We start from the raw sequence: 24,230 nt of genomic DNA, 5'->3' as shown, positions 1-24,230 counted from the left end.
CGGTCCGGACGCGGCGAGCGGGATCTCGGTCATGAACCGCCGCTCGTCCGGCGGGCGCGGCCGGGACTGAACCCGGACGCCGAGCGGCCCCCCGACCGCCGCACTGGTCGGGGGGCCGTCGACCCCAGGGGGAGGGTCAGTCGTGCGCGATGGCCTGCAGGACGTTGACCCGCGCGGCGCGGATCGACGGCAGGACCGCGGCGATCACGCCGACCAGGGCGGCGAGCACCAGGTACGTCGCCATCTGGGTCCACGGGAAGGCCAGCCTGCTGAAGCCCTCGTCGCGCAGGGCCCGGACCACCGCGGCGCCCAGGCCGGTGCCCACGCCCAGGCCCAGCAGCGCGCCGAAGACCGAGATGACCACCGCCTCGACCGTGACCATGCGCATCGTCTGGGCCCGGCGCATGCCGATCGCCCGCAGCAGGCCCAGCTCGCGGGTCCGCTCCAGCACCGACAGGGCCAGGGTGTTGACGATGCCCAGGACCGCGATGAGGATCGCCAGGGCCAGCAGGACCTGGATCATCGTGAGCAGCTGGTCGAACTGGGCCGACTGGGCCGCCACGAACTCGGCGCGGTTGGCCACCGAGACCTCCGGGTTGTCCGCCAGCAGGCGGTCGACCTCGCGCTGGATGTCGGCGACCGACGCGCCCGCGGCGGCCCGCACGTAGCCCCAGGAGGGCTGCGGGGTGCGGAAGTCCTGCACCACGTCGCCGGAGACGAGCATGCCGCCGGCGACGTCGCTCTTGTTGTACACGCCGACGATCGTCACCTTGTGGACGTCACCGCGGGTGAACTGCATGTCCACGGTGTCGCCGAGCTTGAGGTTGCGGTCCTTGGCGCTGTCGACGTCGATGACCGCCTGGTTCGGGCCGGTCCAGCGCAGCTCGCCGGACGCCGCCGTCAGCTTGAACATCCCGGCGTACGCCGCGATGTCGGGCGACGCCGAGACGCCCCGGTTCTCGCCGTTGACCGTGCCGTACTCCCAGTACTCGCTGGCCACGCTGGCCACGCCGGGGAGCTTGGCCGCCTCCTCCATCACCTTCGGGTCGAAGCGGGCCGGGCCGGTGTTGTCGCCGTCGCCGGAGATGATCAGGTCGACCGTGACCTGCTTGTCGGCCTGCTGGCTGAGGCTGGACTTCGCCGAGTTGAGGATGACGTTGACGCCGGTGATGAGGGCCAGGCCGACCATGAGCGCCGCCGCGGTGATCGCGGTGCGCCGCGGGTTGCGGCCCGAGTTGAGCCGGCCCAGCTTGCCCGGCACCGACCAGGAGAACAGCCGGCCGAGCAGCGACACCACCGGGCGGGCCAGCAGCGGCGTGAGCAGCGCGACGCCGATGAACGACACCAGCACGCCGCCGAGGATCAGCCAGAGCGTGTTGTCGCCGCCGTTGCCGGACAGGCCGATGCCGAGCAGCGTGCCGCCGGCCGCGCCGACGAGCGCGCCGCTGACCGTGAGCTTGGTGAGCGGCCGGTCCGGCGTCGACACCTCCTGCAGCGCCGCGATCGGGGGGATGCGGCTGGCCCGCAGCGCCGGCAGTACCGCCGCCACCACCGTCACCAGCAGACCCACCACGAACGCGCTGATCACCGCCGTCGCCGGCACGCCGACGCCGGCCAGGGCCACGCCGCTCACGTTGCCGAACACCCACGCCAGCAGGACGCCGACGCCGATGCCGGCGGCCAGGCCGAGGACCGACGCGATGAGCCCGATCGCGACCGCCTCGATGAGCACCGAGCCGAGCGTCTGCCCGCGGCTGCCGCCGAGGGCCCGCATGAGTGCCAGCTCGCGGGTGCGCTGGGCGACGATGATCGAGAACGTGTTGAGGATGAGGAACGTGCCGACGAACAGCGCCACACCGGCGAAGCCGATGAGGATGTTGTTGAAGAAGCCGAGGCCCTCCTTGAAGCCGTCGACGGTCTCGGCCTGCAGCTGCTTGCCGGTCTTGGCGACGAAACCGTCGCCGAGCGCGGTCTTGATGTCGTCGCGCAGCTGCTCGTTGGTGACGCCCGGCGCGGCCTTGACGTCGATGCTGCTGTAGACGCCCTTCTGGCCGAGCATCAGCTCCTGGGCCACCGGCGTGGTGAACGAGACCTCCAGGGCTCCCCCGAGCGAGTCCCGGTCCCCGCTGTACCCGAAGATGCCGACCAGCTTGAACTTCTTCGTCCCCGGCTGGAGCGTCAGGACGCTGACCTCGTCGCCGACCTTGATGCCCGCCGCCTTCGCCGTGGTGGCGTTGACCGCGATCTCGTCGTCGGCCGTCGGGCCGCGGCCCTCGCGCAGCTGGAGCAGGTCGGAGGTGCCGGTCCAGTTCTGCCCGATGCGCGGCGGGCCGAACGTGGTGACGACCTTGCCGTTCGCGCCGACGACCCGCGCGCCGTCGGCCGCGGCCACGCCGGTCGCGCTGGCCACGCCGGGCACGGCCTTGACCTTGTCGAGCGTCGCGGCCGGGATGACCGACAGGGCCTCCGGGCCGTCGAACTCGCCGGTCTCGACCTTGGGCTTCGCCGTCACCTGGACGCCGGTGTCCTCGAAGACGGACTTGAAGAGGCTGTCGAAGGAGCGGCCCAGCGTGTCCGTGAGCACGAACGCGCCGGACACGAACATCACGCCCAGCACGACGGCGAGCGCGGACAGGGTGAGCCGCAGCTTGCGCGACAGCAGGCTCTTGATCGTGGCACTCAGCATGGCTCAGGCCTCGGCCTTGTCGAGCCGCTTGAGCCGGTCGAGCACCGCGTCGGCGGTCGGCGCGTAGAGCTCGTCGACGATGTGGCCGTCGGCGAGGAACACCACGCGGTCGGCGTACGAGGCGGCGTTCGGGTCGTGCGTGACCATCACGATGGTCTGGCCGAAGTCGCGGACCGAGTTGCGCAGGAACGACAGGACCTCGGCGCCGGAGCGCGAGTCGAGGTTGCCCGTCGGCTCGTCGGCGAAGATGACCTCCGGCCGGGCGACGAGCGCCCGGGCGCACGCCACGCGCTGCTGCTGGCCGCCGGAGAGCTGGCTGGGCCGGTGCCCGAGCCGGTCGCGCAGGCCGACGGTGTCGATGACGGTGTCGTACCACGCCTTGTCCGGCTTGCGGCCCGCGATCGACAGCGGGAGCAGGATGTTCTCCTCGGCCGTCAGCGTCGGCAGCAGGTTGAACTGCTGGAAGATGAACCCGACCTTCGAGCGGCGCAGGTTGGTCAGGCCGCGGTCGGACAGTTCGGTGATCTGGGTGTCGCCGATGTACACCTTGCCGCGGCTCACGGCGTCGAGGCCCGCGAGGCAGTGCATGAGCGTCGACTTGCCCGAGCCGGACGGGCCCATGATCGCGGTGAAGCGCCCCTTCTCCAGCTCCACCGAGACGCCGCCGAGCGCATTCACCCGCGCCTCGCCGGTGCCGTAGACCTTCCAGACGTCGACCGCCCGCGCGGCCACCTCGGTGCGCGTCGCAACCGATGCAGTCATGATTCCCCCTGGTGAATGATGTGCATTCAGCTTGGGGCCGGCGGCGGCCGTTCTCCTCCCTCCGCAGGGGTAGCCGACCACGGGTTTTCCGCTGGGGGACCGTCCCGGATGCCGACTCAGGGTCAACCCTTATGGCGCGCGTCTCAGCATTCTCAGAATGGGGCCTGAAAAGGCGAATGGCCGGTCGGGGAGACCCCGACCGGCCATTCTTGTTGCGCCGGTGTGCTACCCGGTGCGGCTATCCGTCGGCTATTCGTACGCGATCGCGTTGAGCACGTTGAGCCGCACGGCGCGGATCGACGGGATGAACCCGGCGATGGCGCCGACGAAGAGCGAGGCGACGAAGTACACCGCCATCAACGTCCACGGCAGGGTCACCGCACCGAACCCGATGACGTCCTTGAGCGCGGTCACGATCGCCGCGCCCAGCCCGGCCCCGACGACGAGGCCGAGCACCGTGCCGAACACCGTGATCACCACCGACTCGGTGGTCACCATCAGCCACGTCTGCCGGCGCCGGAGCCCGACCGCGCGGAGCATGCCCAGCTCCCGGGTGCGCTCGATGACCGACAGCAGCAGCGTGTTGATGACGCCGAGGACCGAGATCGCCAGGGCGATGAGCAGCAGCACCTGGACGATCGCGAGGATCGCGGTGAACTGCGCCTGGTTGTTCTCGACGTACTCGTCCTTGGTGTAGACGCTGACCTCGGGGTTGTCCTTGATGATGGTGTCGACGGCGGCCTTCGTCTCGTCGACCGAGGCACCGTCCTTGACGCTGATGAACGCCTGCCACGGCTGCGGGAACGCGAAGCCGGTGCGCGCGTCGTCGTACGACACCACGATCCCGGCGCCGACCGCCGTCTCACCGGTGATGCCGGTCAGCTTCAGGGTCTTCTCACCGGTCTTGGTGAACGCCACCGTGATCGTGTCGCCCAGCTTCCACTTGCGGTCCTCGGCGGTCTTCTTGTCCGTCGTGAACTCGCCGCTGCTGATCTGGTCGATGCGGCCCTGGTCGGTCTTGAGCTTGAGCACCGTGACGACCGCCGCCGGGTCCTCGTACGCGGCGACGAACGTCTGCTGCCCGTTGACCGTCGCCGCGTCGGCGGTGAACGTCGCCACCGTCGCCGCGCCCGGCAGCTTCTTGATCTGGTCGACCTGGTCGGACGTGAGGGTCGGCGGGATCTCGCTCGTCTGCTGGCCCAGCACCACCAGGTCGGCCTGGAGGTCCTTCTCCAGCTCGTCGCCGAGCGCCGTCGACAGCGACGTGAACAGCGTGCTGATCGCCGTGACGATCGCGATGCCGATCATGACCGCGCCGGCCGTGATCGCCGTGCGCCGCGGGTTGCGGGACGAGTTGCGCTTGCCCAGCCGGCCCGGCACCGTCCAGGAGAACAGCGCCCCCAGCGCGGCCACCAGCGGCCGGCTGATCACCGGAGTGAGCAGCGCGACGCCGACGAGCAGCGCGAGCACGCCGCCGAAGACCAGCCACAGCGTCCCGTCGCCGGCCCCCGTCAGGCCCCACGTCAGGGAACCGATCGCCAGCGCGGTCACCACCGCGCCGAAGATCGTGAGCTTGGTCAGCGGCCGGTCCGGTGTCGCCGACTCCCGCATCGCCGCGATCGGGGCGACCCGGGCCGCCTTGAGCGCCGGCATGACCGCGGCGACCATGGTGACCAGGATGCCGATCGCGAACGACACGACGACCGCCGAGACCGGGAAGCCGAGCGAGGCCACCTTCGCGCCGTCGGCCAGGCCCACGAACGCGTACGCACCGAGGGCACCCAGGCCGAGGCCGACCAGGAAGCCGAACAGCGACCCGACGACGCCGATCAGCACCGCCTCCAGCAGCACCCCGCGCAGCACCTGCCCGCGGCTCGCGCCCATCGCCCGCAGCAGCGCCAGCTCCTGCGTGCGCTGCGCGACGATGATCGAGAAGGTGTTGAGGATCAGGAACACGCCGACCAGCAGCGCCACCGCGCCGAAGCCCAGCAGGACGTAGTTGAAGTAGTCGAGGATCTGCTTGATCGCCTTGCTCGACTCCTCCGACAGCTGCTTGCCGGTCTGCACCACGAACCCGCCGCCGAGATCCTTGGCGACGTTGTCGCGCACCTGCTCGTCGGTGAACCCGTCCTTGGCCTTGACGTCGATGATGTTGTACTGCTCGGCGGCGCCGAGCATCGAGATCTGGGCCTGCTTGGTGGTGAAGAAGATCGCGCTCTCGCCCGCCATCGACGCGCGGCCGCCGGCGTACTGCATGAGGCCGACGATCTCGTACGTCTTGCGCTCCTTGTCGCGCGTGATGACGTCCATCGAGTCGCCGACCTTGTACCGCGCGGTCGTCGCCAGGCCCTGGTTGATCACGATCTCGTCGTCGGCCGCCGGCGCCCGGCCCTCGGCCAGCGTCACCAGCTCGTCCTCGCCGGTCCAGTTGGCGCCGAACTGCTGCCCGGTCTGGTTGGCCACCACCTTGCCGTTGCGGCCGACCGGGATCGCGCCGTTGAGGAACACCTGGCCGGTGGCCTTCGACACGCCGTCGACCTTGGCGACCTCGTCGACGACCACGGCCGGGAACGCGTTGGTGCCCCCACCGCCGGTGTCCCCGCCCTGCGGCGCCACCTGCGACTTCGCCGAGACCTGGACGTCGGTGTAGGTGTAGATGTTGGCGAACAGGTTGTCGAACGTGCGGCCCAGCGTGTCCGTGAGCACCAGCGATCCGGACACGAACATCACCGACAGCACGACGGCGAGCGTGGAGAGGAGCAGCCGCAGCTTGCGCGCCAGCAGGCTCTTCAGGGTCGCGCGCAGCATCGTCTACTCGCCCGCCTTGTCCAGACCCTTGAGCTTGTCGAGCACCGCGTCGGCGGTGGGCTCCAGCAGCTCGTCCACGATCTTGCCGTCGGCCAGGAAGATGACCCGGTCCGCATACGACGCGGCGTTGGGGTCGTGGGTCACCATGACGATCGTCTGGCCGAACTCCCGCACCGAGTTGCGCAGGAACGACAGGACCTCCGCGCCGGAGCGCGAGTCGAGGTTGCCCGTCGGCTCGTCGGCGAAGATGACCTCCGGCCGCGAGACCAGGGCCCGCGCGCACGCGACCCGCTGCTGCTGGCCGCCGGAGAGCTGGCTCGGCCGGTGCCCGAGCCGGTCGCGCAGCCCGACCGTGGTGATCACGGTGTCGTACCACGCCTTGTCCACCTTGCGCCCCGCGATCGACAGCGGGAGCAGGATGTTCTCCTCGGCCGTCAGCGTCGGCAGCAGGTTGAACTGCTGGAAGATGAACCCGACCTTCGTGCGCCGCAGGTTGGTCAGGTCACCGTCCGACATCCCGGTGAGCTTGGTGTCGCCGATGTAGACGTCACCGCGGGTGACCGAGTCCAGCCCCGCGAGCGTGTGCATCAACGTCGACTTGCCGGAGCCCGACGGGCCCATGATCGCGGTGAAGTGCCCGCGCTCAAGCTCGACGCTCACCCCGTTCAGCGCGATGACCTGCGCCTCCCCGCTGCCGTACACCTTCCACACGTCCACCGCGCGGGCGGCGACCGCCTGCCCGGTCGTGACTGTCGTGGTCACGCTCTTTGTCCCCCTCGGAAAGTGGTCCATATGACCACCTCACGCTACGGGGTCGGCGCACCCCGGCCGTCGTTCGTGGGCGCTAAACCGGGCTACTCCCTGTGGAGGACCCCCATCCCTAGGTGGTGCTCCTCCGTGGGGAGGAGGCAACTACGACCCGGGACGGACCAGACCCGTCTCATAGGCGAGGACCACCGCCTGCACCCGGTCGCGCAGCCCCAGCTTGGTCAGCACATGCCCGACGTGCGTCTTGACCGTCGTCTCACTCACCGACAGCGCCTTGGCGATCTCGGCGTTGGACAGGCCCCGGGCGAGCTGCACCAGTACCTCACGCTCCCGGTCGGTGAGCACCCGCAGGTCCCGCGGCGGGGGAGCGTCGGGGTCGGGCAGCGCGTCGGCGAACTTGTCCAGCAGCCGCTTGAGGATGCGGGGCGCCACCACGGCCTCACCGGCCGCCACCGTGCGGATCGCCGTCACCAGGTCGTCGGCCGGCACGTCCTTGGCCAGGAACCCGCTGGCCCCGGCCCGCAGCGCCCCCACCACGTACTCGTCCAGGTCGAACGTCGTCAGGATCAGCACCCGTACCGGCAGCTTCGCCTCGACGATGGTCCGCGTCGCGGCCACGCCGTCCATCCGGGGCATCCGGATGTCCATGAGCACCACGTCGGGCAGCAGCCGACGGGCCAGCTCGACCGCCTCGACGCCGTCACCGGCCTCGGCCACGATGTCGAGGTCGGGCTCGCCGCCGAGGACCATGCGGAAGCCGGTGCGCAGCAGCGGCTGGTCGTCGGCGAGCAACAGCCGGATGGGACGTGCCTGGGTCAACTCGCCAACTGCCTCTCGGACGCGCTCTCGAGGGGAATCCTCGCGTGGACACGGTAGCCGCCGCCCGGGCGGGGCCCGGTGCGCAGCGTCCCGCCGTACAACATGACCCGCTCCCGCATCCCGAGCAGGCCGTGGCCGATGGCCGCGGTGCCGAGCTGCGGACCGCGCCCCGTGTCGCAGATCTCGACCACCACGTCGGCGCGGCTGAACACCAGCCGCACCTCGACGCTCGCCGCCCCCGCGTGCTTCAGCGCGTTCGTCAGCGCCTCCTGCACGATCCGGTACACCGTCAGCGACACGCCCGGGTCCATCGGCTCCGGGTCGCCCTCGACCCGCAGCACCGCCGGCAGCCCCGCCTCGCGGATCTGCTCCACCAGGCCCTCCACCCCGGCCAGCCCCGGCTGCGGCTCCAGCTCGCCGGCCGGCTCGGTCTCGGTGCGCAGGACGCTCAGCAGCCGCCGCATCTCACGCAGCGCCGTGCGCCCCGTCTCCTCGATGGTCGCCAGGGCCTCGTCCGCCGCCGCCGGGTCCCGCGACAGCATCCGCCGCGACCCGGTCGCCAGCACCCCCATGACGCTCACGTGGTGCGCGACGACGTCGTGCAGCTCCCGCGCGATGCGCCGGCGCTCCTCGGCGACGGCCTTGTCGGTGAGCGCCCGCTGGCTGGTCTCGGCCGTGCTGGCCCGGTCCTCGAGCGCGGCGATGTACGCCCGGCGGGTCGCGACCGACCGCCCGACCGTGAAGCACACCAGGGCGCTCATGGCGTTGAAGATGAGGAAGATGCGGGTCTCCGGCACGAACGGCGTGTCGTCGGCCCGCCCCAGCACCGCCGCCAGCCCGGTCCCCGGCACCCACATGAGCGCCGAGGCACCCAGGGCCGCGCGCAGCGGCAGGTGGGCGGCGACGGTGTACGTCATGACGATGATCCCGAGCCCGCCGCTCACCAGCGGCATCCCGCTGACCAGCGGCACGACGGAGTGCACGGCGGTGACCCAGACGGCGACCCAGAGCCGCCTGCGCCGCAGCGCGACGACGGCCAGCCCGATCGTGTCGAAGATGAGCTGAAGCTTGAGATCCTTGGTCCCGAACGCCGTCGTGGCGACCGTGGTGAGCCCGTCACTGACGACGATCAGCAGCAGGGCGAGCAGCACGTCCTGCACGAACGGCTCCCGCCGCGACAGACGGACTCGCTCCAGCACCTGCACACACTGACGGTATCCGCTACGGAACGGCCCGGTTTCATCGCCGAGCGGGACATCGACCTCGTGCTCAAGGATGAGACCCCTCCACCGCACGGCGCCCACGACGGCGTCCATGATCAAGGGAAACATCTGGCTGCCAGAGCGACCAGAAGTTTCCCTCGATCATGGAGCGGCCCGGGCACGGCGGCCGCGGCGCATCCCCGGTTGCGAACATTTGCCGGTTTCGCACTCTTTGTGACAGCCGCTCCAGCGGACTGATCGTCGTCCAGGTGAAGGAGGCGACGATCACGGAGGCCGGACTCGCGGCGGGCCGCCCGCCGACGCCGAGCGCACACAGGGGCTGCTCGCGCGGGGCGGGCCAGGTAGGCGGAGCCGGCGCGGGTGGCCGCCGGCCGCCGGCCTGGGTCGAGCCCACCGATGGTCGGGCGCGCGGCATTCGGCCCGGACGGCCGCGACCACGAGCCGTGCCGAGCCGAGCCCGTGCCCGCTTGGGGCCTGAGCCGCTGGGCCGCCCGGGTCGCGCTCCGCCCGGGTCGCGCCGAGCCGCGCCGTGCAGGGCCTACCCAAGCCGAGCCCTGCACGAGACGAACCCTGCCGGGCCGCTTGAGCCGCGCTCCGCGCCGAGCCGTGCCCGCTTGGGGCCTGAGCCGCTGGGTGCCCCGAGCCGCCCGTGCCGCGCCATGCAGGGCTGCCCGAGCCGTGCCCAGCCCTGCCCGTGCCCAGCCCTGCCCGTGCCCAGCCCTGCCCGGCCGTTTGAGCCGCGCTCCGCCCCGAGCGGTGCCCAGCCGAGTCGTGCCCAGCCGGTCCTGGCCGCTCGGGGCCTGAGGCGCTGGGCCGCCCGAGCTGCGCCGTGCAGGCCGTAGCCCGAGCCGAGCCCAGCCCGAGCCGAGCCCTGCCCGAGCCGTGCCCAGCCTGGGGCGTGCCCCGGGCGGGGCGCTACTCGTCGCGGCCGGCTGGGGGCTCGTCCTCCGCGTCCGCAGGCAGGGCCGGGGCCTCCGGGAACGGCGGGGGAGTGCCGCCGTACGCCGGGCACAGCGCCTGGTGGGCGCACCACGAGCACAGCCGGCTCGGCTGCGCGCGGAAGTCGCGGTCCGTCGTGGCGCGGTCGATGGCCTGCCAGAGCGCCAGGAGGGTGCGCTCGAAGCGGGCCAGCTCGTCGGCGTCCGGGGAGAAGTCGCAGACCTCGCGGTCGCGCAGATACATCAGGCGCAGCACCCGGGGCACGACGCCGCGGGTGCGCCACAGGACCAGGGCGTAGAACTTCAGTTGGAACATCGCGCGGGCCTCGAACGCCTCGCGCGGCGCCCCGCCGGTCTTGTAGTCCACGACGCGCAGGTCGCCGGCGGGGGAGACGTCGAGGCGGTCGATGTAGCCGCGGATGACCAGGCGGCCGTCGACCTCCGCCTGGACATACGCCTCCCGCTCGGCCGGCTCCAGGCGGTTGGGGTCCTCGACCGCGAAGTAGCCGCCGAGCAGCTCCCGGGCACCGGACAGGAACTCCTCCGTGGTCATCGGCGTGCCGTCGAACAGCTCGGCGAGGTCCTCCTGCTCGGCGAGCAGGCGCTGCCACTGGGGCTCGACCAGCTCGGCCGCGCGGGCGGGGGTGCGCTCGCCGGCCGGGGCGTCGAAGAGGGTCTCCAGCACCGCGTGGACCAGGGTGCCGCGGGCCTGGTCGGGGGTCGGGCGCTCGGGCAGCCGGTCGATGCTGCGGAACCGGTACAGCAGGGGGCAGGTCTTGAAGTCGGCGGCACGCGACGGCGACAAGGTGGGCAACGAGGTACTGACAGGCACCGTCATGCCCAAGAGGTTAAGCGAGGGGTACGACGAAAACGCTCGGCGCAGCGCCCGGTGCCGAGCAACCCGTAGCATCGTTGGCGATGGACGCACACCGCTCAGGACCCACTCCGGCACCTCCGGCCGCCCGCCCTGCGCCGCGGGAGCGTGGCGCCGGGATACCACTGGGGCGGATCGTTGGCGTCCCCGTCTACCTCGCACCGTCGTGGCTGCTGCTGGCGGCGCTGATCACACTCACGTATGGCCAGATCCTGACGGTTCGGCGGGAGCTGCCGCTGAGCACCGGGTTCGCGGTCGGGTTCGGGTTCGTGGTGTGCCTGCTGGTCTCGGTGCTGCTGCACGAGCTCGGCCACGCCGTGACGAGCCGGCGCAGCGGCATCGGTGTGCGCGGGATCACGCTGGAGATGCTCGGTGGGTACACCGAGATGGAGCGGGAGGCGCCGCGCCCCGGCGTCGAGCTGTACATCTCGCTGGCCGGCCCGGCGGTGTCGCTCGCGATCGGCCTGCTGGCCGCGGCGGCGGCGGTCGTGCTGCCGCCGGGCGGCGTCGCCGAGACGTTCGCGTTCCAGCTGGCGCTGTCCAACATCGTCGTCGCCGTGTTCAACGCCCTGCCCGGGCTGCCGCTCGACGGCGGCCGCGCGCTGCAGGCCGTGGTCTGGAAGCTCAGCGGCGACGCCAACCTCGGCCGGCGGGTCGCGGGCTGGGCCGGCCGCGTGGTCGCCCTGGCCACCGCCGCGACGGTCCTGATCCTGTTCGAGCGCGGGATCCTCGATGGGTACTTCGGCGTCATCTTCACGCTCCTCGTCGCGGTGACCCTGTGGGTCGGCGCCGGCCAGGCCATCCGCCACGGCAAGGTGGCGGCCAGCCTGCCGCCGTTCAGCGCCCGCGAGCTGGCCCGCCCGATCGTCGCCGTGTCGGCCACCACGCCCCTGGCGGAGGCGGCCCGCCTGGCGGCGATGAGCGAGGAGCGGCAGCCGGTTGTCGCGGTCGTCGACGGCGCCGGCGGGCTGATCGGGTTCGTGCACGGCGCGTCGGCCCGGGCGGTGCCGGCCGAGCGGCGGCCTTGGGTGCCGGTGGGCGACGTCACCCGCCGGATCGACCCCCAGCACGTGCTCCAGGGCGATCTGCGGGGCACTGACCTGCTCCAGGCCATCCGGGACGACCCGGCCGGTGACTACCTGGTGGTGTCGGGCGAGGATGTGCACGGCGTCCTGCGGGGCGCCGAGCTCGTTTCGCTCGTGGAGCCGCGCCGGCCCACCGCCCGGAAGAAGAACAACACGTGACCCTGGACAGCCCACTGACGATCGACGCACCCTCGGCCGCGCAGGCCCGCCGCGGGCCGTTCCGCCCCGGCGACCGTGTGCAGCTCACCGACCCGAAGGGGCGGATGCACACGATCGTGCTCGAACCGGGCAAGGGCTTCCACACCCACCGCGGGATCGTCGAGCACGACGCCCTGATCGGCGCGCCCGACGGCAGCGTGGTGACGTCCAGCGGCGGCACGCAGTACCTCGCCCTGCGCCCGCTGCTGTCCGACTACGTCCTGTCGATGCCCCGCGGCGCCCAGGTGATCTACCCGAAGGACGCCGCGCAGATCGTCGCCATGGGCGACGTCTTCCCCGGCGCCCGGGTGCTTGAGGCCGGGGCCGGCTCGGGCGCCCTGACCTGCTCGCTGCTGCGTGCGGTCGGCGCGTCGGGCAGCGTCACGTCGTACGAGATCCGCGACGATTTCGCCCAGATCGCCCGCAAGAACGTCGAGGCGTTCTTCGGCGGGCCGGTCCCCGGGTGGACGCTGCGGGTCGGTGACGTGGCGGGCTGTGAGGATGCCGGGTTTGATCGGATAATCCTTGACATGCTGACGCCGTGGGAGATGCTGCCGCTGGTGTCGCGGGCGCTGGTGCCCGGCGGGGTGTTCATCGGTTACGTGGCGACCACTCCGCAATTGTCGGAATTGGTGGAGGCGTTGCGCGAGGATGGTGGGTACACCGAGCCTCGTGCGTGGGAGAGCCTGGTGCGCGACTGGCACGCCGAGGGCCTGGCGGTGCGGCCCGACCACCGGATGATCGCGCACACGGCGTTCCTGGTGAGCGCGCGCAAGCTGGCGCCCGGGGTGACCGCGCCGCCCCGCCGGCGCAAGCCGAGCAAGGGTGCCGAGGCGTATGCGGCACGGCGGCTGGCGGCCGCCGCGGCCGCCCGGGAGGACGAGGAGGCGAGCCAGCATGGGCCGGCCGAGCTTCAGTGATCTGCCCGCCGTCTTCCCCGACTGGTCCCCCTACCCCGACCTCGAGTCGGCCGCGCGGGCATACCTGCGTGACCCGGACATCGCGCTGGATGCGATGGCGGGTGTACTGCGGGGTCAGAGCGTCCTGGGCTTCACGCTCGAACGGTTCGTCAACGACGTCAACGGGGTGTGGCAGGAGGTCGTCGTCTGCGACGGCACCCGGCTCATCCTCTGGCACGGCGAGGACATCCCGCCGGAGGAGGCCCCGCCGGGCTCGATGACGTCGTCGCTGCGGGTCGTGGCCCTGTCGGCGGTCACCGAGGTCGGCTGCCGCCGCCGGATCACCCGCAACCCCAACGGCACGGCCCGGGTCGACAGCGTCGACGTCTACCTGCTGCTGACCTCGCTCGACGAGGCGAACGTGGCGGCCGAGGAGGCCGGCTCGGTCATCCGGCACGACGCGCTGCGCTTCGGCAAGACCCTGGACGACGGCGGGGCGGGCCAGATCGCCCGCCTCGAGGAGTTCGCCCGGCTGGTCAGCTCACTCGTGGGCAAGCCGATGTTGTAGCCACTAGTGCGGGGCCTAGCCGTCCGCGCCGGGGCCGGCGACCGGCGTGTCGTCGTCCGCGCGGCGGACGTGGATACAATCGCCGGGGCACTCCTTCGCGGCGTCGATGACCTCGAGCCGCAGGTGGACGGGCACGTCGACCCGACTGCCGGGTGCCAGGAGCAGCTCGCCGTCGGGCCCCTTCACGTAGGCCAGCCCGTCGACGTCGAACTCGAAGACCTCCGGGGCATACTGCACGCACAGGCCGTCGCCGGTGCACAGGTCCTGGTCAACCCACACTTCGAGCGCAGTCTGCTCGGCGGTCTCGGTACTCACGGGTACGACGCTACCCGACACCCCGCAACGCGCGCAGGGGCCGGTGACGCAGACCGCAGAGGGTCGGAAAAGGGTCCCGCATAGGGCCGTTGAGCACGCAGGATTTGTAAACACCCTGTGGCGCACGTGTTCGAAGGGGCCCGAACCGGCGATCAGCAGTTAGTGTTAGAGCACAACGTTCAAAGCCCCCGGGGAGGTGGGACGTGGCACGCAGCGACGACGCGGAGACGCGCGCCGCACGATGGGAGAAGGACGCCCACGATCTCTCCACGCAGGTCGCGTTTCTTCAAGAGGAACTCGCCCTGGTGCGGCGCAAGCTGACGGAGACGCCTCGACACGTGCGACAGCTCGAGGAGCGGCTCGCCGCAGCGCAGGCGCAGATTGCCCGGCTGACCGAAAACAACGAGCGGCTCGTGGCCACCCTCAAGGAGGCCCGAGCCCAGATCGTGACGCTGAAGGAAGAGGTGGACCGCCTGGCACAGCCGCCAAGCGGTTACGGCGTCTTCCTCGCCCGCCACGACGACGGCACCGTCGACGTGTTCACAGGCGGGCGCAAGCTGCGCGTGGCAGTCTCCCCGGCGATCGAGACCGAGGAGCTGCGCCGAGGCCAGGAGGTCCTGCTCAACGACGCCCTCAACATCGTCGACGCGCTCGGGTTCGAGCGGGTCGGTGAGGTCGTCATGTTGAAGGAGGTCCTGGAAGGCGGCGACCGGGCACTCGTCATCTCGCACGCAGACGAGGAACGGATCGTCCACCTGGCGGACATCCTCGCCGACGCGCCGTTGCGCGCCGGCGACTCGCTCATGATCGAGCCCCGCTCGGCGTATGCCTACGAGCGGATCCCGAAGAGCGAGGTCGAGGAACTCGTCCTGGAGGAGGTGCCCGACGTCGACTACCACGACATCGGTGGCCTCACCCGGCAGATCGAGCAGATCCGCGACGCCGTGGAGCTGCCCTTCCTGCACGCCGAACTCTTCCGGGAGCACCTGCTCCGGCCGCCGAAGGGCGTCCTGCTCTACGGCCCGCCCGGGTGTGGCAAGACGCTCATCGCCAAGGCGGTGGCCAACTCGCTGGCCAAGAAGATCGCCGAGAAGCGCGGCGAGGAGCGCCAGACCAGCTACTTCCTCAACATCAAGGGTCCGGAGCTGCTCAACAAGTACGTCGGCGAGACCGAGCGGCACATCCGGCTCATCTTCCAGCGGGCCCGCGAGAAGGCCAGCGAGGGCACGCCGGTCATCGTGTTCTTCGACGAGATGGACTCGGTGTTCCGGACGCGTGGCTCGGGGGTCTCCTCCGACGTCGAGAACACGATCGTGCCGCAGCTGCTGAGCGAGATCGACGGCGTCGAGGGGCTGGAGAACGTCATCGTCATCGGCGCCTCGAACCGCGAGGACATGATCGACCCGGCGATCCTGCGCCCGGGCCGGTTGGACGTGAAGATCAAGATCGAGCGTCCGGACGCCGAGGCGGCCAAGGACATCTTCTCGAAGTACATCCTGGAGACCGTGCCGCTGCACAAGGACGACCTCGCCGAGCACGGCGGATCGTCCGAGGCGACGGTCCTCGCCATGATCGACGCCGTCGTCCTGCGGATGTACTCCGAGACCGAGGAGAACCGGTTCCTGGAGGTCACCTACGCCAACGGTGACAAGGAGGTCCTGTACTTCAAGGACTTCAACTCCGGCGCGATGATCCAGAACATCGTGGACCGGGCCAAGAAGATGGCGATCAAGGACTTCCTCGGCAACGGGCAGAAGGGCATGCGCCTCCAGCACCTGCTCGACTCCTGCGTCGACGAGTTCCGCGAGAACGAGGACCTGCCGAACACCACCAACCCGGACGACTGGGCGCGCATCTCCGGCAAGAAGGGCGAGCGGATCGTGTACATCCGCACGCTCGTCTCCGGCGGCAAGGGCGCCGAGGCCGGCCGGTCGATAGAGACGGCCACGAACACCGGCCAGTACCTGTAACACCCAGCTCATCGACGGCGGGCGGGACCGATCCGGTCACCGCCCGCCGCCCGTTCCAGCGGTCCTTCGGCAAACTGGCCCGCCCGGTGTGGGGTGAGTGCCAGTCAGTGCGACTAGGGTTGTGACATGAGTGTGCGGCGCGTGATGGGCACCGAGGTCGAGTACGGCGTGTCGGTGCCCGGCCAGCCGGGGGCCAACCCGATGGTGACCTCCTCCCAAGTGGTCAACGCCTACGGGGCGCGGCCCGAGCTCACCAAGGGCGGCCGGGCCCGGTGGGACTACGAGGAGGAGTCCCCGCTGCGCGACGCACGCGGGTTCACCTACTCGGGTGCCCTCTACGACCCGGCGGAGGCCCTGGCCGACGAGGACCTGGGCCTGGCCAACGTGATACTGACCAACGGTGCCCGCCTCTACGTCGACCACGCCCACCCGGAGTACTCCACGCCCGAGGTGACCAACCCGCGTGACGTCGTGCTCTGGGACAAGGCCGGCGAGCGGGTGATGGCGGAGGCGGCCCGGCGGGCGGCGACGATCCCCGGCACGCTGCCGATCCACCTGTACAAGAACAACACCGACAATAAGGGCGCGTCGTACGGCGCCCACGAGAACTACCTGATGCGCCGGCAGACGCCGTTCGCCGACATCGTCATGCACCTCACCCCGTTCTTCGTCACCCGGCAGATCGTGTGCGGGGCGGGGCGGGTCGGCATCGGGCAGGACGGCTCCGGCCCCGGCTTCCAGCTCTCGCAGCGCGCCGACTTCTTCGAGGTCGAGGTCGGCCTCGAGACCACGCTCAAGCGCCCCATCATCAACACGCGCGACGAGCCGCACGCCGACGCCGACAAGTACCGCCGACTCCACGTGATCATCGGCGACGCCAACCTGTCGGAGATCTCGACGTACCTCAAGACCGGCACCTCCTCGCTCGTCCTGGCGATGATCGAGGAGAAGGTCCTCTCGGGCGACCTCGGCATCGCCGACCCGGTCACCGAGCTCAAGCACGTCAGCCACGACCCCACGCTCAAGCACCTCATCCGCATGCGCGACGGCCGCCGCCTCACCGCGCTCGACATCCAGTGGGCCTTCTACGAGCGGGCCCGCGCCTTCGTCGAGCAGCGCCAGGGCGACGACGTCGACGAGATCACCCTCGACGTGCTCGACCGTTGGGAGAGCGTGCTCGACCGGCTCGGGCGCGACCCGATGCTGTGCGCCGGCGAGCTCGACTGGGTCGCCAAGCTGCGCCTGCTGGAGGGCTACCGGGAGCGCGAGTCGCTCGGCTGGTCGTCCCACAAGCTGCAGCTCGTCGACCTGCAGTACTCCGACGTCCGCCCCGAGAAGGGCCTCTACCAGCGCCTCGTCGCGCGCGGCTCGATGGCGACGCTGTTCTCCGAGGAGGAGGTCCAGCGCGCGATCGTCGAGCCGCCGGACGACACCCGGGCCTACTTCCGGGGCCGCTGCCTCGCGAAGTACCCCGCTGAGGTGGTGGCCGCGAGCTGGGACTCGGTCATCTTCGACGTGGGCCGGGAGTCCCTGGTGCGGGTGCCGATGATGGAGCCCGAACGAGGCACCAAGAAGCACGTCGGTGCGCTGTTCGACAAATGCCCGAGTGCGAAGGATCTGCTCGAAGCGATCACTTCCGGGTAAGTTCGATGCAGCGGTTGGTTTGGTGGTCCCCCCGAGGAGGATGAGGGTATGGCTACGAGGGATACGGGCGGGCAGTCCCAATCCGGGAAGTCGCGGCGCGGCGAGGAAGAGGACGTCGTCGCACCCGAGGTCAACCCGGAGACAGCCGAGCGGGTCGAGCAGCTGGGTGAGGACGTCGACGACCTGCTCGACGAGATCGACTCCGTGCTCGAGGAGAACGCCGAAGAGTTCGTCCGCGGATACGTGCAGAAGGGCGGCGAGTAGCCGTCCCTGCCCCGGCCCGCCCGTCCGGTCGTCCGGGCGGGCGGGCCGCGGTGTCGCGCGGTAGTTTCGCCCACAGCGTGGCGGCGCGCCGCGGCGCTCGACCCTCCGCAGCGTATTGTTGGCACACAGTCGATCACCGATGTCGTTTCGAAGGGAGCTCGCGTTGCCGACGGGTCTTGACCACTCCGGGCGCCTGCCTGCCGCGTTCCACGCCGCCGGGTCTTCGTCGTTCAGCGAGTTCCTGGGTCAGGTGGCCCCCGAGATGCTCCCGGGCCGGCGGCCGCTGCCGCCGGGGATGGCGGCCGACGTGAGCGCCCACGCCACCACGATCGTCGCGATCGCCTGCGCCGACGGCGTCCTGATGGGCGGCGACCGGCGCGCCACGATGGGCAACCTCATCGCGCAGCGCGACATCGAGAAGGTCTTCGCCGCCGACGCCTACTCGCTCGTCGGCATGGCCGGCACCGCCGGCTTCGGCCTGGAGATGATGCGGCTGTTCCAGGTCGAGCTGGAGCACTACGAGAAGATCGAGAGCAGCATGCTCTCGCTCGAGGGCAAGGCCAACCGGCTGGCCAGCATGGTCCGCAACAACCTCGGCGCCGCCATGCAGGGCCTCGCCGTCGTGCCGCTGTTCGCCGGCTTCGACCTCGACGCCAAGTCCGTCGACCAGGCCGGGCGCATCTTCAGCTTCGACGTCGCCGGCGGCGTCTACGAGGAGCGCGGCTACGACTCGATCGGCTCCGGCTCGCTGTTCGCCAAGTCCTCCCTCAAGAAGCGGTACCGCTCGGGCGTCACCACCGACGAGGCGGCCAAGCTGGCGATCGAGGCGCTCTACGACGCGGCCGACGACGACACGGCGACCGGCGGCCCCGACCTGCTGCGCGGCATCTTCCCGGTGATCATGGCGGCGACCGCGGAGGGCACCCGGCGGTACACCGACGAGGAGACCAAGGCCGTCGCCGAGCAGATCATCGCCGAGCGCACCGAGAACCCCGGCGTCTGACCCCACCGCCCATCCGACCGAAGGAGAACTCGCCACCGTGGCCATGCAGTTCTACGCCTCGCCCGAGCAGATCATGCGGGACCGCTCGGAATACGCCCGCAAGGGCATCGCGCGTGGCCGCAGTGTCGTGGTGCTCAGCTACGAGGGCGGCGTGCTCTTCGTCGCGGAGAACCTCTCGACGGCGCTGCACAAGGTCAGCGAGATCTACGACCGCATCGGGTTCGCGGCCGTCGGGCGCTACCCGGAGTTCGAGAACCTGCGCTCGGCCGGCGTCCGCCTGGCCGACCTGCACGGCTACTCGTACGGGCGCCGCGACGTGACCGGCCGCCAGATCGCCAACGCCTACGCCCGCACCCTCGGCGCGATCTTCACCGAGCAGCAGAAGCCGTTCGAGGTCGAGATCTGCGTCGCCGAGGTGGGCACCACGGCCGAGGACGACGAGCTGTACCGGATCACCTACGACGGCTCCGTCCAGGACGAGCCCGGCCTGGTGACGATGGGCGGCCAGTCCGACGCCATCTCGGGCGCCGTGAAGACCCGCTTCCGGGCCGACCAGACGCTCGCTGAGGCGTTGAAGCTGGCGGTGGAGGGTCTGGGCAGCGTCGGGGGCGAAAACGGCCAGCCGCGCAAGCTGGCGGCCAACCAGCTGGAGGTGGCGGTCCTCGACCGCAACCGCCCGGGCCGCACGTTCCGCCGCCTCACCGGCCTCGCCCTGACGGCGATCCTCGAGGACGGCACCAAGCCGGCCACCGAGGCCGAGCCGGAGGCCGAGCCGGAGGCCGAGCCGGAGGCGGGCCTGGAGGACAAGCCCGAGCCGCCGGCGTCGCCGAGCACCCCGGCCGACAACGCGTCGGGCCCGGCCCCGTCGGACGACGGCGAGCCGGCCGAGTAGTCACGCGTCGACGGACGACGACAGAGCGGCGGTGGGAGCACCCACCGCCGCTCTTTTTTCGTGCCGGGACGGCTACGGATACTTGATCGGCACGACCTCGACCCGGATGTTCGGGTCGGTCTGCCGCACGTGTTCGACCGCCTGGGACACCGCCGGTACGTTGGTGACGAACCGCACCGGGTCGGGGCTGTCCCGGATGAACTGCTCCAGCTCCGCCTCGCTCTTGGTCGGCTTCGGCAGCACCCAGAGCGTGTCCCGCCACGCCCGTCCGTGGTTGTTGTACAGCACCGACAGCCACAGCGACCCGTTGTAGGTGGTCATCGCGTCGTAGCGGCCGTTGACGTACAGCACCGTCACGTAGCCGTCGCTGTGCGGCAGCTGCTGGAATGTGGTGACGATGGCCTTTGCCGGCTCGGCGAAGTTGTTCAGATCGCGGGCGTAGGCCTCGCCCCAGCTGCGGCCGTTGGGCGGATGCCGGAACCCTTTGCTGGCCGCCGGCCCGGCGAAGAAGACCGCGCCGACCAGCAGGACCGTCGCGGCAACCGCGGACGGCGCGAGCCCGGTCAGCCAGCGCCGGCGCGGCCGCTGCGGCACCCGGATCGCCCCCGCCACCAGGACCACCGCTGCGCCCGCGCCGACCAGCAGCACCACCAGCAGCTCGTGCAGCGACTTCTCGTAGTAGTACCGGGTGGGGTTGCCGATGGTGGCCACGAAGAGCACCGCGGCGTACGTCAGGCTCGTCACCATCCAGACCAGCATCATCCGCCAGGCCGGGCTGCGCCGGGCGCTGCGGCGGACGACCAGCCCGAGCAGGACGGCGACCAGCAGCCCCGCCAGCAGCGGGACGTTCATCGCCTCGATGCCGCCGTCGCGGGTCAGCTGCTCGGCCGAGCCGGCCTGGCGCAGGTTGACCAGCGGCGCGAACAGCGCGACCGGGCCGCCGACGAGGAGCGCGCCGAGCGTCCAGCGCCAGTGCCGCAGCAGCTGGCGGCGGTAGCCGACGGCCCAGATCACCACGACCACCGACGTGCTGAGCAGGAACAGGTAGTAGGTCATGGACACGGCGCACAGCAGTGCCGCAGCCGTCACGATCTGCTCCCGCGGATCGCGCAACGGACGGGTCAGCACCGCGATGAGCAGGGCGAACGGCCCGAAGACGGCAACCTCGCTGACGAAACCGTGGGTGAGGATGGGGATGCCGTCGCCGAAGAACAGGAACCCGGTGACGATGACGGCCACGGGCAGGAAGGCCCAGCCGCGGAGCCGCTGCCCGCCCACCCACCGGGCGGCCCACATGACGCAGGCGATGCTCAGCGCCAGGCTCAGCGCGTACAGCAGCGCGAAGTTGTGCAGGCGGCTGAGCGGCGTGCCGTAGCTGGAGCTGGAGTGGACGAAGTTGTTGAGGAGCGCGAACGTCACGTGCGCACCCTGCGGATAGGTGGCGAAGCCCGACTGCAGCGGCACCGCCATCTCCGACTGGTGGAAGGCCAGCAGGCCGCCGGTGCGGTAGATGTTGTCGTAGATGCCGAAGTGCCGGGCGGCGTCCTCGCCGATCGCGAGCACCTTCAATGCGGCGGTCGGGCTCGACGCGAGCGGCCGCAGGAGCAGCACCGCCGCGAGGATCGAAGAACCGGCCAGGACCACGTCGGACGGGTCGATCCGGCCCGGCAGGCTGGGCCGGCGCCCCGTGATCGCCGAGAACAGGACCAACGCGGTGAGCGCGGTCCCGGCCACCGGCACCGGCTCGAGACCCCACGGCCAGACCGAGAACAGCAGCGCGCCGAGGCTGACCCCGCCGCTGAGCACGGCGAAGGCGATCACCAGCCGGTCGACCAGGGTCCGGCCGGCGCGCAGCAGCGACGCCGTGCCGACCCAGACCAGCACCGGCAGCACCACGTCGAGCCCGACCAGATGGGTCGCGACCGGGACGGCCCACGCGGCGACGACGCCGATGAGCCCGATCACCACCCGCCGGGGCCAGCCGTCACCGGCCGGCCCTCGACCGGTCTGATCCGGGTCCGACGCCCGGCGCGTGCCGCGCCGGCCGTCGTGGCCGGGAGGTTCGGAAGACGCTTGCCTGCCCCCCTCGAATACCGGCGCGGTCACCGGAGCGCTCCCCCACACAACGCGATGAACGTGTCCATAGGGGACTGCTCCTGTTTCTTCGGACTAGCGGACGGTCTGGGGCGGACACCGTCGCCTGCGGGGATAGGCGGTACGCCGGATCGACGAGGCCCGGCAGAGCCTACGACTCGTCGACCCCCCACGGAAGAGCGATCTGTTCAAGAAACGTTAACTCTTGCGCCAGACGGCCCATCGTTGGTTCGGATCGGTCACCACCAGCCGGAAGCCGTACTTCGACCCGTCCCACGTCTCCAGGTCCACGTTCTCCGGCGGGTCGTACGGCGCGATGACCACGTTCGCATCGCTCGGCGGGGTCGGGTCCTCCGTCTGGTCCCAGATGAGCAGCGGAGTCCAGTAGATCTCGCGCATGTGGTTGTACTGGACGAACCAGACGACCTGCTCCTTCGCGAACGCGACCCGGTCGCCTTCGTGGACGTACCCTTCGCGGACGATGAGCGGCGTGCCGGGACGGTACTGGTTGACCTCCATCGGCACGCTGATCTTCTCCGTCGCGACCACCATGTTGGCCGCGACCACCAGCCCGATGCCGGCCAGCGTCAGCGGCAGGCCCCAGCGCGGCCGGTGGATGAACAGGACGATCCCGGCCAGCAGGACCAGCGCGACGATGGTGGGCCGGGTGACCCCGATGCCGTCCCATCGCCAGCCCATGAAGGACAGCTCCGGCGAGTCGAAGTTGAGGAACCGGCCCCAGCCGTGCAGGCGCGTCCGGATCGACACGACCGCACCGGTGAGCAGGGTGAGCCCCGCGGCGTAGCCGCCGAGCATCAGGGCCTGGCGGCGGGTCCTGGCCGCCAGCAGCCCGGCCAGGCCGATGAGCAGCCAGAGCGGGAACAGCATGTGGATGTAGCGCGGGTAGGCGTAGTAGTTGATCCGGTTGTCGCCGGGCGGCAGCGCGGCCGAGCTGGACAGCGCGATGAGGAAGGTGGTGAAGAGCGTCGCGGTCACGATGATCCGGCGGGCCGCCGCGGCCGTATCGGTCAGCTCACTGCGCAGCGCCCGCAGGCGGGTCAGCGGCAGCAGCGCCGTGATGACGCCGATCGCGCCGAGGCCGAACGTGCCGACGCACAGATACCAGAGCTGGCCGTCGGCGGTGCCCAGCATCCGGCCCAGGCCGCTCAACGTGGTGATCGCGTCGATGGTGGTGCTCTTCGGGCTGTTGCCGGCGCTGTCGATCGCGTTGGCGCTGGCGGCTTTCAGGATCGGGTCGAGCGTCATCACCACGCCGGCACCGGCGATCGCGACGAGGCCGTTCGCCCAGTGGCTGCGCCGCAGCAGCAGCACGGTGACCACCAGCAGGACGTGCACCAGCACCACCATGGTGCCGCGGATGTGGGTGACGAACAGCAGACCGGCCACCGCACCGGAACCCAGCGCGCCGAGCACCCGCGCGCGGGCCGTGACGCCGGCCAGCCAGGTGTGGGCCAGCACCAGCCAGGCGATGACCATCGTGCCGAGCACGGAGTCGGTCAGCGCGAACTGCGAGTAGAACACCACCGCCGGCATCGCCGCGGCGACGAACGCCGCGCCCAGCGCCGTGCGCGGCGACAGCACGAGGGTCCGCCGGGCGTAGAGATACAGCAGGGGGAAGACCAGCGCGTTGAGCACCGCGTTGATGACGAGCACGCTGCGGTACACGGTGAAGGTGTCCTGGGTGAACCAGTACACCGGCGAGATGAGCATCGGATAGCCCATGCGCCGGAACGTCTCGTTGTCGGTGGTCTCACCACCGGCGCCACCGGCCAGCGCGCGGGCGGCGACCAGGTAGCCGTCCTCGTCCGCGTGGGCGGCCGGCACGTAGAGGTTCCGCGACAACCAGATCCGCCAGCCGACCTGCACGAGGTAGCCCACGATGACGGCGATGACGACCCACCGCGCGCTGAGGTGCCGGCCAGTGGTCGCGGCCGCGGCCGCCGGCGCAGTGCCGGTCGGCTGCTCGGAACTGGGGTCCTGCACGGATCGTATTGCCGTTGATGTGGCCCCGTCCGGCGGGCTCACGATCACCCGGGCTGGGTCCTGCTGCGAAGGCTTCGCCACAGCGGCGTCAGCGTGCTGACCTACCATCGTCCCCTCGAGGTATCGCGGATTGTGGCTCGCCACCGACGAAGCGAGCACCGCTCAGACCGCGCCGACGCTACCACAATGAGAATGAGCGTGTCCCAACCCGTTTCTGCACGTGATGTTCCCGTCGGCGCCTTCTCGGCGGTGCCGACACAGCGGGTGGCGGTGATGTCTACGGTGCGCCCGGACACGAATACGGAAGGCCGCAGCCGCTCCCGTCGGGAGCGGCCACGGTCGCTGCCGCGCCGGTGTTTGCCGGGGTACCGGTGGTGCATTTGTGTGCGGCGAACGGTGACGCATTCGGTGCGGAC

General features: G+C 70.9%; 18 protein-coding genes. 8 read left to right on the top strand and 10 right to left on the bottom strand.

Annotation, left to right across the window (positions count from 1 at the left end; all coding sequences use genetic code 11):
• Positions 1-136: 136 nt before the first annotated feature.
• The 7 genes from ABZS66_RS22185 to ABZS66_RS22155 all read right to left on the bottom strand — a co-directional run bounded on the left by ABZS66_RS22185 (position 137) and on the right by ABZS66_RS22155 (position 10,842).
• Positions 137-2,686: an FtsX-like permease family protein gene (locus ABZS66_RS22185; RefSeq protein WP_354760462.1), complete on the bottom strand. Its 2,550-nt coding sequence runs from the start codon at positions 2,684-2,686 to the stop codon at positions 137-139.
• A 3-nt stretch (positions 2,687-2,689) separates the two neighbouring features.
• Positions 2,690-3,448 (bottom strand): ABC transporter ATP-binding protein, encoded by a 759-nt coding sequence (locus tag ABZS66_RS22180; RefSeq protein WP_354760460.1) that lies wholly within the window; start codon positions 3,446-3,448, stop codon positions 2,690-2,692.
• Between the two features lie 249 nt (positions 3,449-3,697).
• Positions 3,698-6,256 (bottom strand): FtsX-like permease family protein, encoded by a 2,559-nt coding sequence (locus tag ABZS66_RS22175; protein ID WP_354760458.1) that lies wholly within the window; start codon positions 6,254-6,256, stop codon positions 3,698-3,700.
• A gap of 3 nt (positions 6,257-6,259) precedes the next feature.
• Positions 6,260-7,018 (bottom strand): ABC transporter ATP-binding protein, encoded by a 759-nt coding sequence (locus ABZS66_RS22170; RefSeq protein ID WP_354760456.1) that lies wholly within the window; start codon positions 7,016-7,018, stop codon positions 6,260-6,262.
• A 150-nt stretch (positions 7,019-7,168) separates the two neighbouring features.
• Positions 7,169-7,843 carry a response regulator transcription factor gene (locus ABZS66_RS22165; protein ID WP_354760454.1) on the bottom strand — a complete coding sequence of 225 codons (675 nt, stop codon included), beginning with the start codon at positions 7,841-7,843 and terminating at the stop codon, positions 7,169-7,171.
• Positions 7,840-9,048 carry a sensor histidine kinase gene (locus tag ABZS66_RS22160; RefSeq protein WP_354760452.1) on the bottom strand — a complete coding sequence of 403 codons (1,209 nt, stop codon included), beginning with the start codon at positions 9,046-9,048 and terminating at the stop codon, positions 7,840-7,842. The genes ABZS66_RS22165 and ABZS66_RS22160 overlap by 4 nt, the downstream gene beginning before the upstream one ends.
• Positions 9,049-9,981: 933 nt before the next feature.
• Positions 9,982-10,842, bottom strand: a complete 861-nt coding sequence (locus ABZS66_RS22155) for a PD-(D/E)XK nuclease family protein (RefSeq protein WP_354760450.1) — start codon at positions 10,840-10,842, stop codon at positions 9,982-9,984.
• 80 nt (positions 10,843-10,922) lie between these two features.
• On the opposite strand from ABZS66_RS22155, the gene ABZS66_RS22150 reads away from it, so the two are divergent.
• The 3 genes from ABZS66_RS22150 to ABZS66_RS22140 are packed head-to-tail and all read left to right on the top strand — an operon-like array spanning position 10,923 to position 13,628.
• Positions 10,923-12,122: a site-2 protease family protein gene (locus tag ABZS66_RS22150; protein ID WP_354760448.1), complete on the top strand. Its 1,200-nt coding sequence runs from the start codon at positions 10,923-10,925 to the stop codon at positions 12,120-12,122.
• A complete protein-coding gene (locus ABZS66_RS22145) occupies positions 12,119-13,081 on the top strand; it encodes a tRNA (adenine-N1)-methyltransferase (protein ID WP_354760446.1) in 963 nt (320 codons plus the stop codon). Before ABZS66_RS22150 ends, ABZS66_RS22145 begins: the two co-directional genes overlap by 4 nt.
• Positions 13,059-13,628, top strand: coding sequence for a hypothetical protein (locus ABZS66_RS22140; protein ID WP_354760444.1), 570 nt, complete (start codon positions 13,059-13,061; stop codon positions 13,626-13,628). Before ABZS66_RS22145 ends, ABZS66_RS22140 begins: the two co-directional genes overlap by 23 nt.
• Before the next feature lie 15 nt (positions 13,629-13,643).
• Here the strand turns inward: ABZS66_RS22140 and ABZS66_RS22135 are convergent, their stop codons facing one another.
• Positions 13,644-13,943: a ferredoxin gene (locus ABZS66_RS22135; RefSeq protein WP_354760442.1), complete on the bottom strand. Its 300-nt coding sequence runs from the start codon at positions 13,941-13,943 to the stop codon at positions 13,644-13,646.
• A 203-nt stretch (positions 13,944-14,146) separates the two neighbouring features.
• On the opposite strand from ABZS66_RS22135, the gene arc reads away from it, so the two are divergent.
• The 5 genes from arc to prcA all read left to right on the top strand — a co-directional run bounded on the left by arc (position 14,147) and on the right by prcA (position 19,716).
• Positions 14,147-15,913 (top strand): proteasome ATPase, encoded by a 1,767-nt coding sequence (gene arc / locus ABZS66_RS22130; RefSeq protein WP_354760440.1) that lies wholly within the window; start codon positions 14,147-14,149, stop codon positions 15,911-15,913.
• 126 nt (positions 15,914-16,039) lie between these two features.
• Complete coding sequence (gene dop, locus ABZS66_RS22125; RefSeq protein WP_354760438.1) at positions 16,040-17,557, top strand: depupylase/deamidase Dop; 1,518 nt, start codon at positions 16,040-16,042, stop codon at positions 17,555-17,557.
• Positions 17,558-17,605: 48 nt separating this feature from the next.
• Positions 17,606-17,821: a ubiquitin-like protein Pup gene (locus tag ABZS66_RS22120; protein WP_238013337.1), complete on the top strand. Its 216-nt coding sequence runs from the start codon at positions 17,606-17,608 to the stop codon at positions 17,819-17,821.
• Positions 17,822-17,984: 163 nt separating this feature from the next.
• Positions 17,985-18,824: a proteasome subunit beta gene (prcB, locus tag ABZS66_RS22115; RefSeq protein ID WP_354760436.1), complete on the top strand. Its 840-nt coding sequence runs from the start codon at positions 17,985-17,987 to the stop codon at positions 18,822-18,824.
• Positions 18,825-18,861: 37 nt separating this feature from the next.
• Entirely contained in the window at positions 18,862-19,716 is an 855-nt protein-coding gene (gene prcA / locus ABZS66_RS22110; protein WP_354760434.1) for a proteasome subunit alpha, read from the top strand.
• Positions 19,717-19,788: 72 nt separating this feature from the next.
• Here the strand turns inward: prcA and ABZS66_RS22105 are convergent, their stop codons facing one another.
• Both ABZS66_RS22105 and ABZS66_RS22100 read right to left on the bottom strand, forming a co-directional pair.
• Positions 19,789-21,684, bottom strand: a complete 1,896-nt coding sequence (locus tag ABZS66_RS22105; RefSeq protein WP_354760432.1) for a hypothetical protein — start codon at positions 21,682-21,684, stop codon at positions 19,789-19,791.
• A 324-nt stretch (positions 21,685-22,008) separates the two neighbouring features.
• Positions 22,009-23,814, bottom strand: a complete 1,806-nt coding sequence (locus ABZS66_RS22100; protein ID WP_354760430.1) for a hypothetical protein — start codon at positions 23,812-23,814, stop codon at positions 22,009-22,011.
• Positions 23,815-24,230 lie beyond the last annotated feature (416 nt).

This window comes from Dactylosporangium sp. NPDC005572, from assembly GCF_040605515.1.
Classification (GTDB): Bacteria; Actinomycetota; Actinomycetes; order Mycobacteriales; family Micromonosporaceae; genus Dactylosporangium.
The sequence above is the reverse complement of the archived record's forward strand: the minus strand, read 5'-3'. Positions and strand labels throughout refer to the sequence as shown.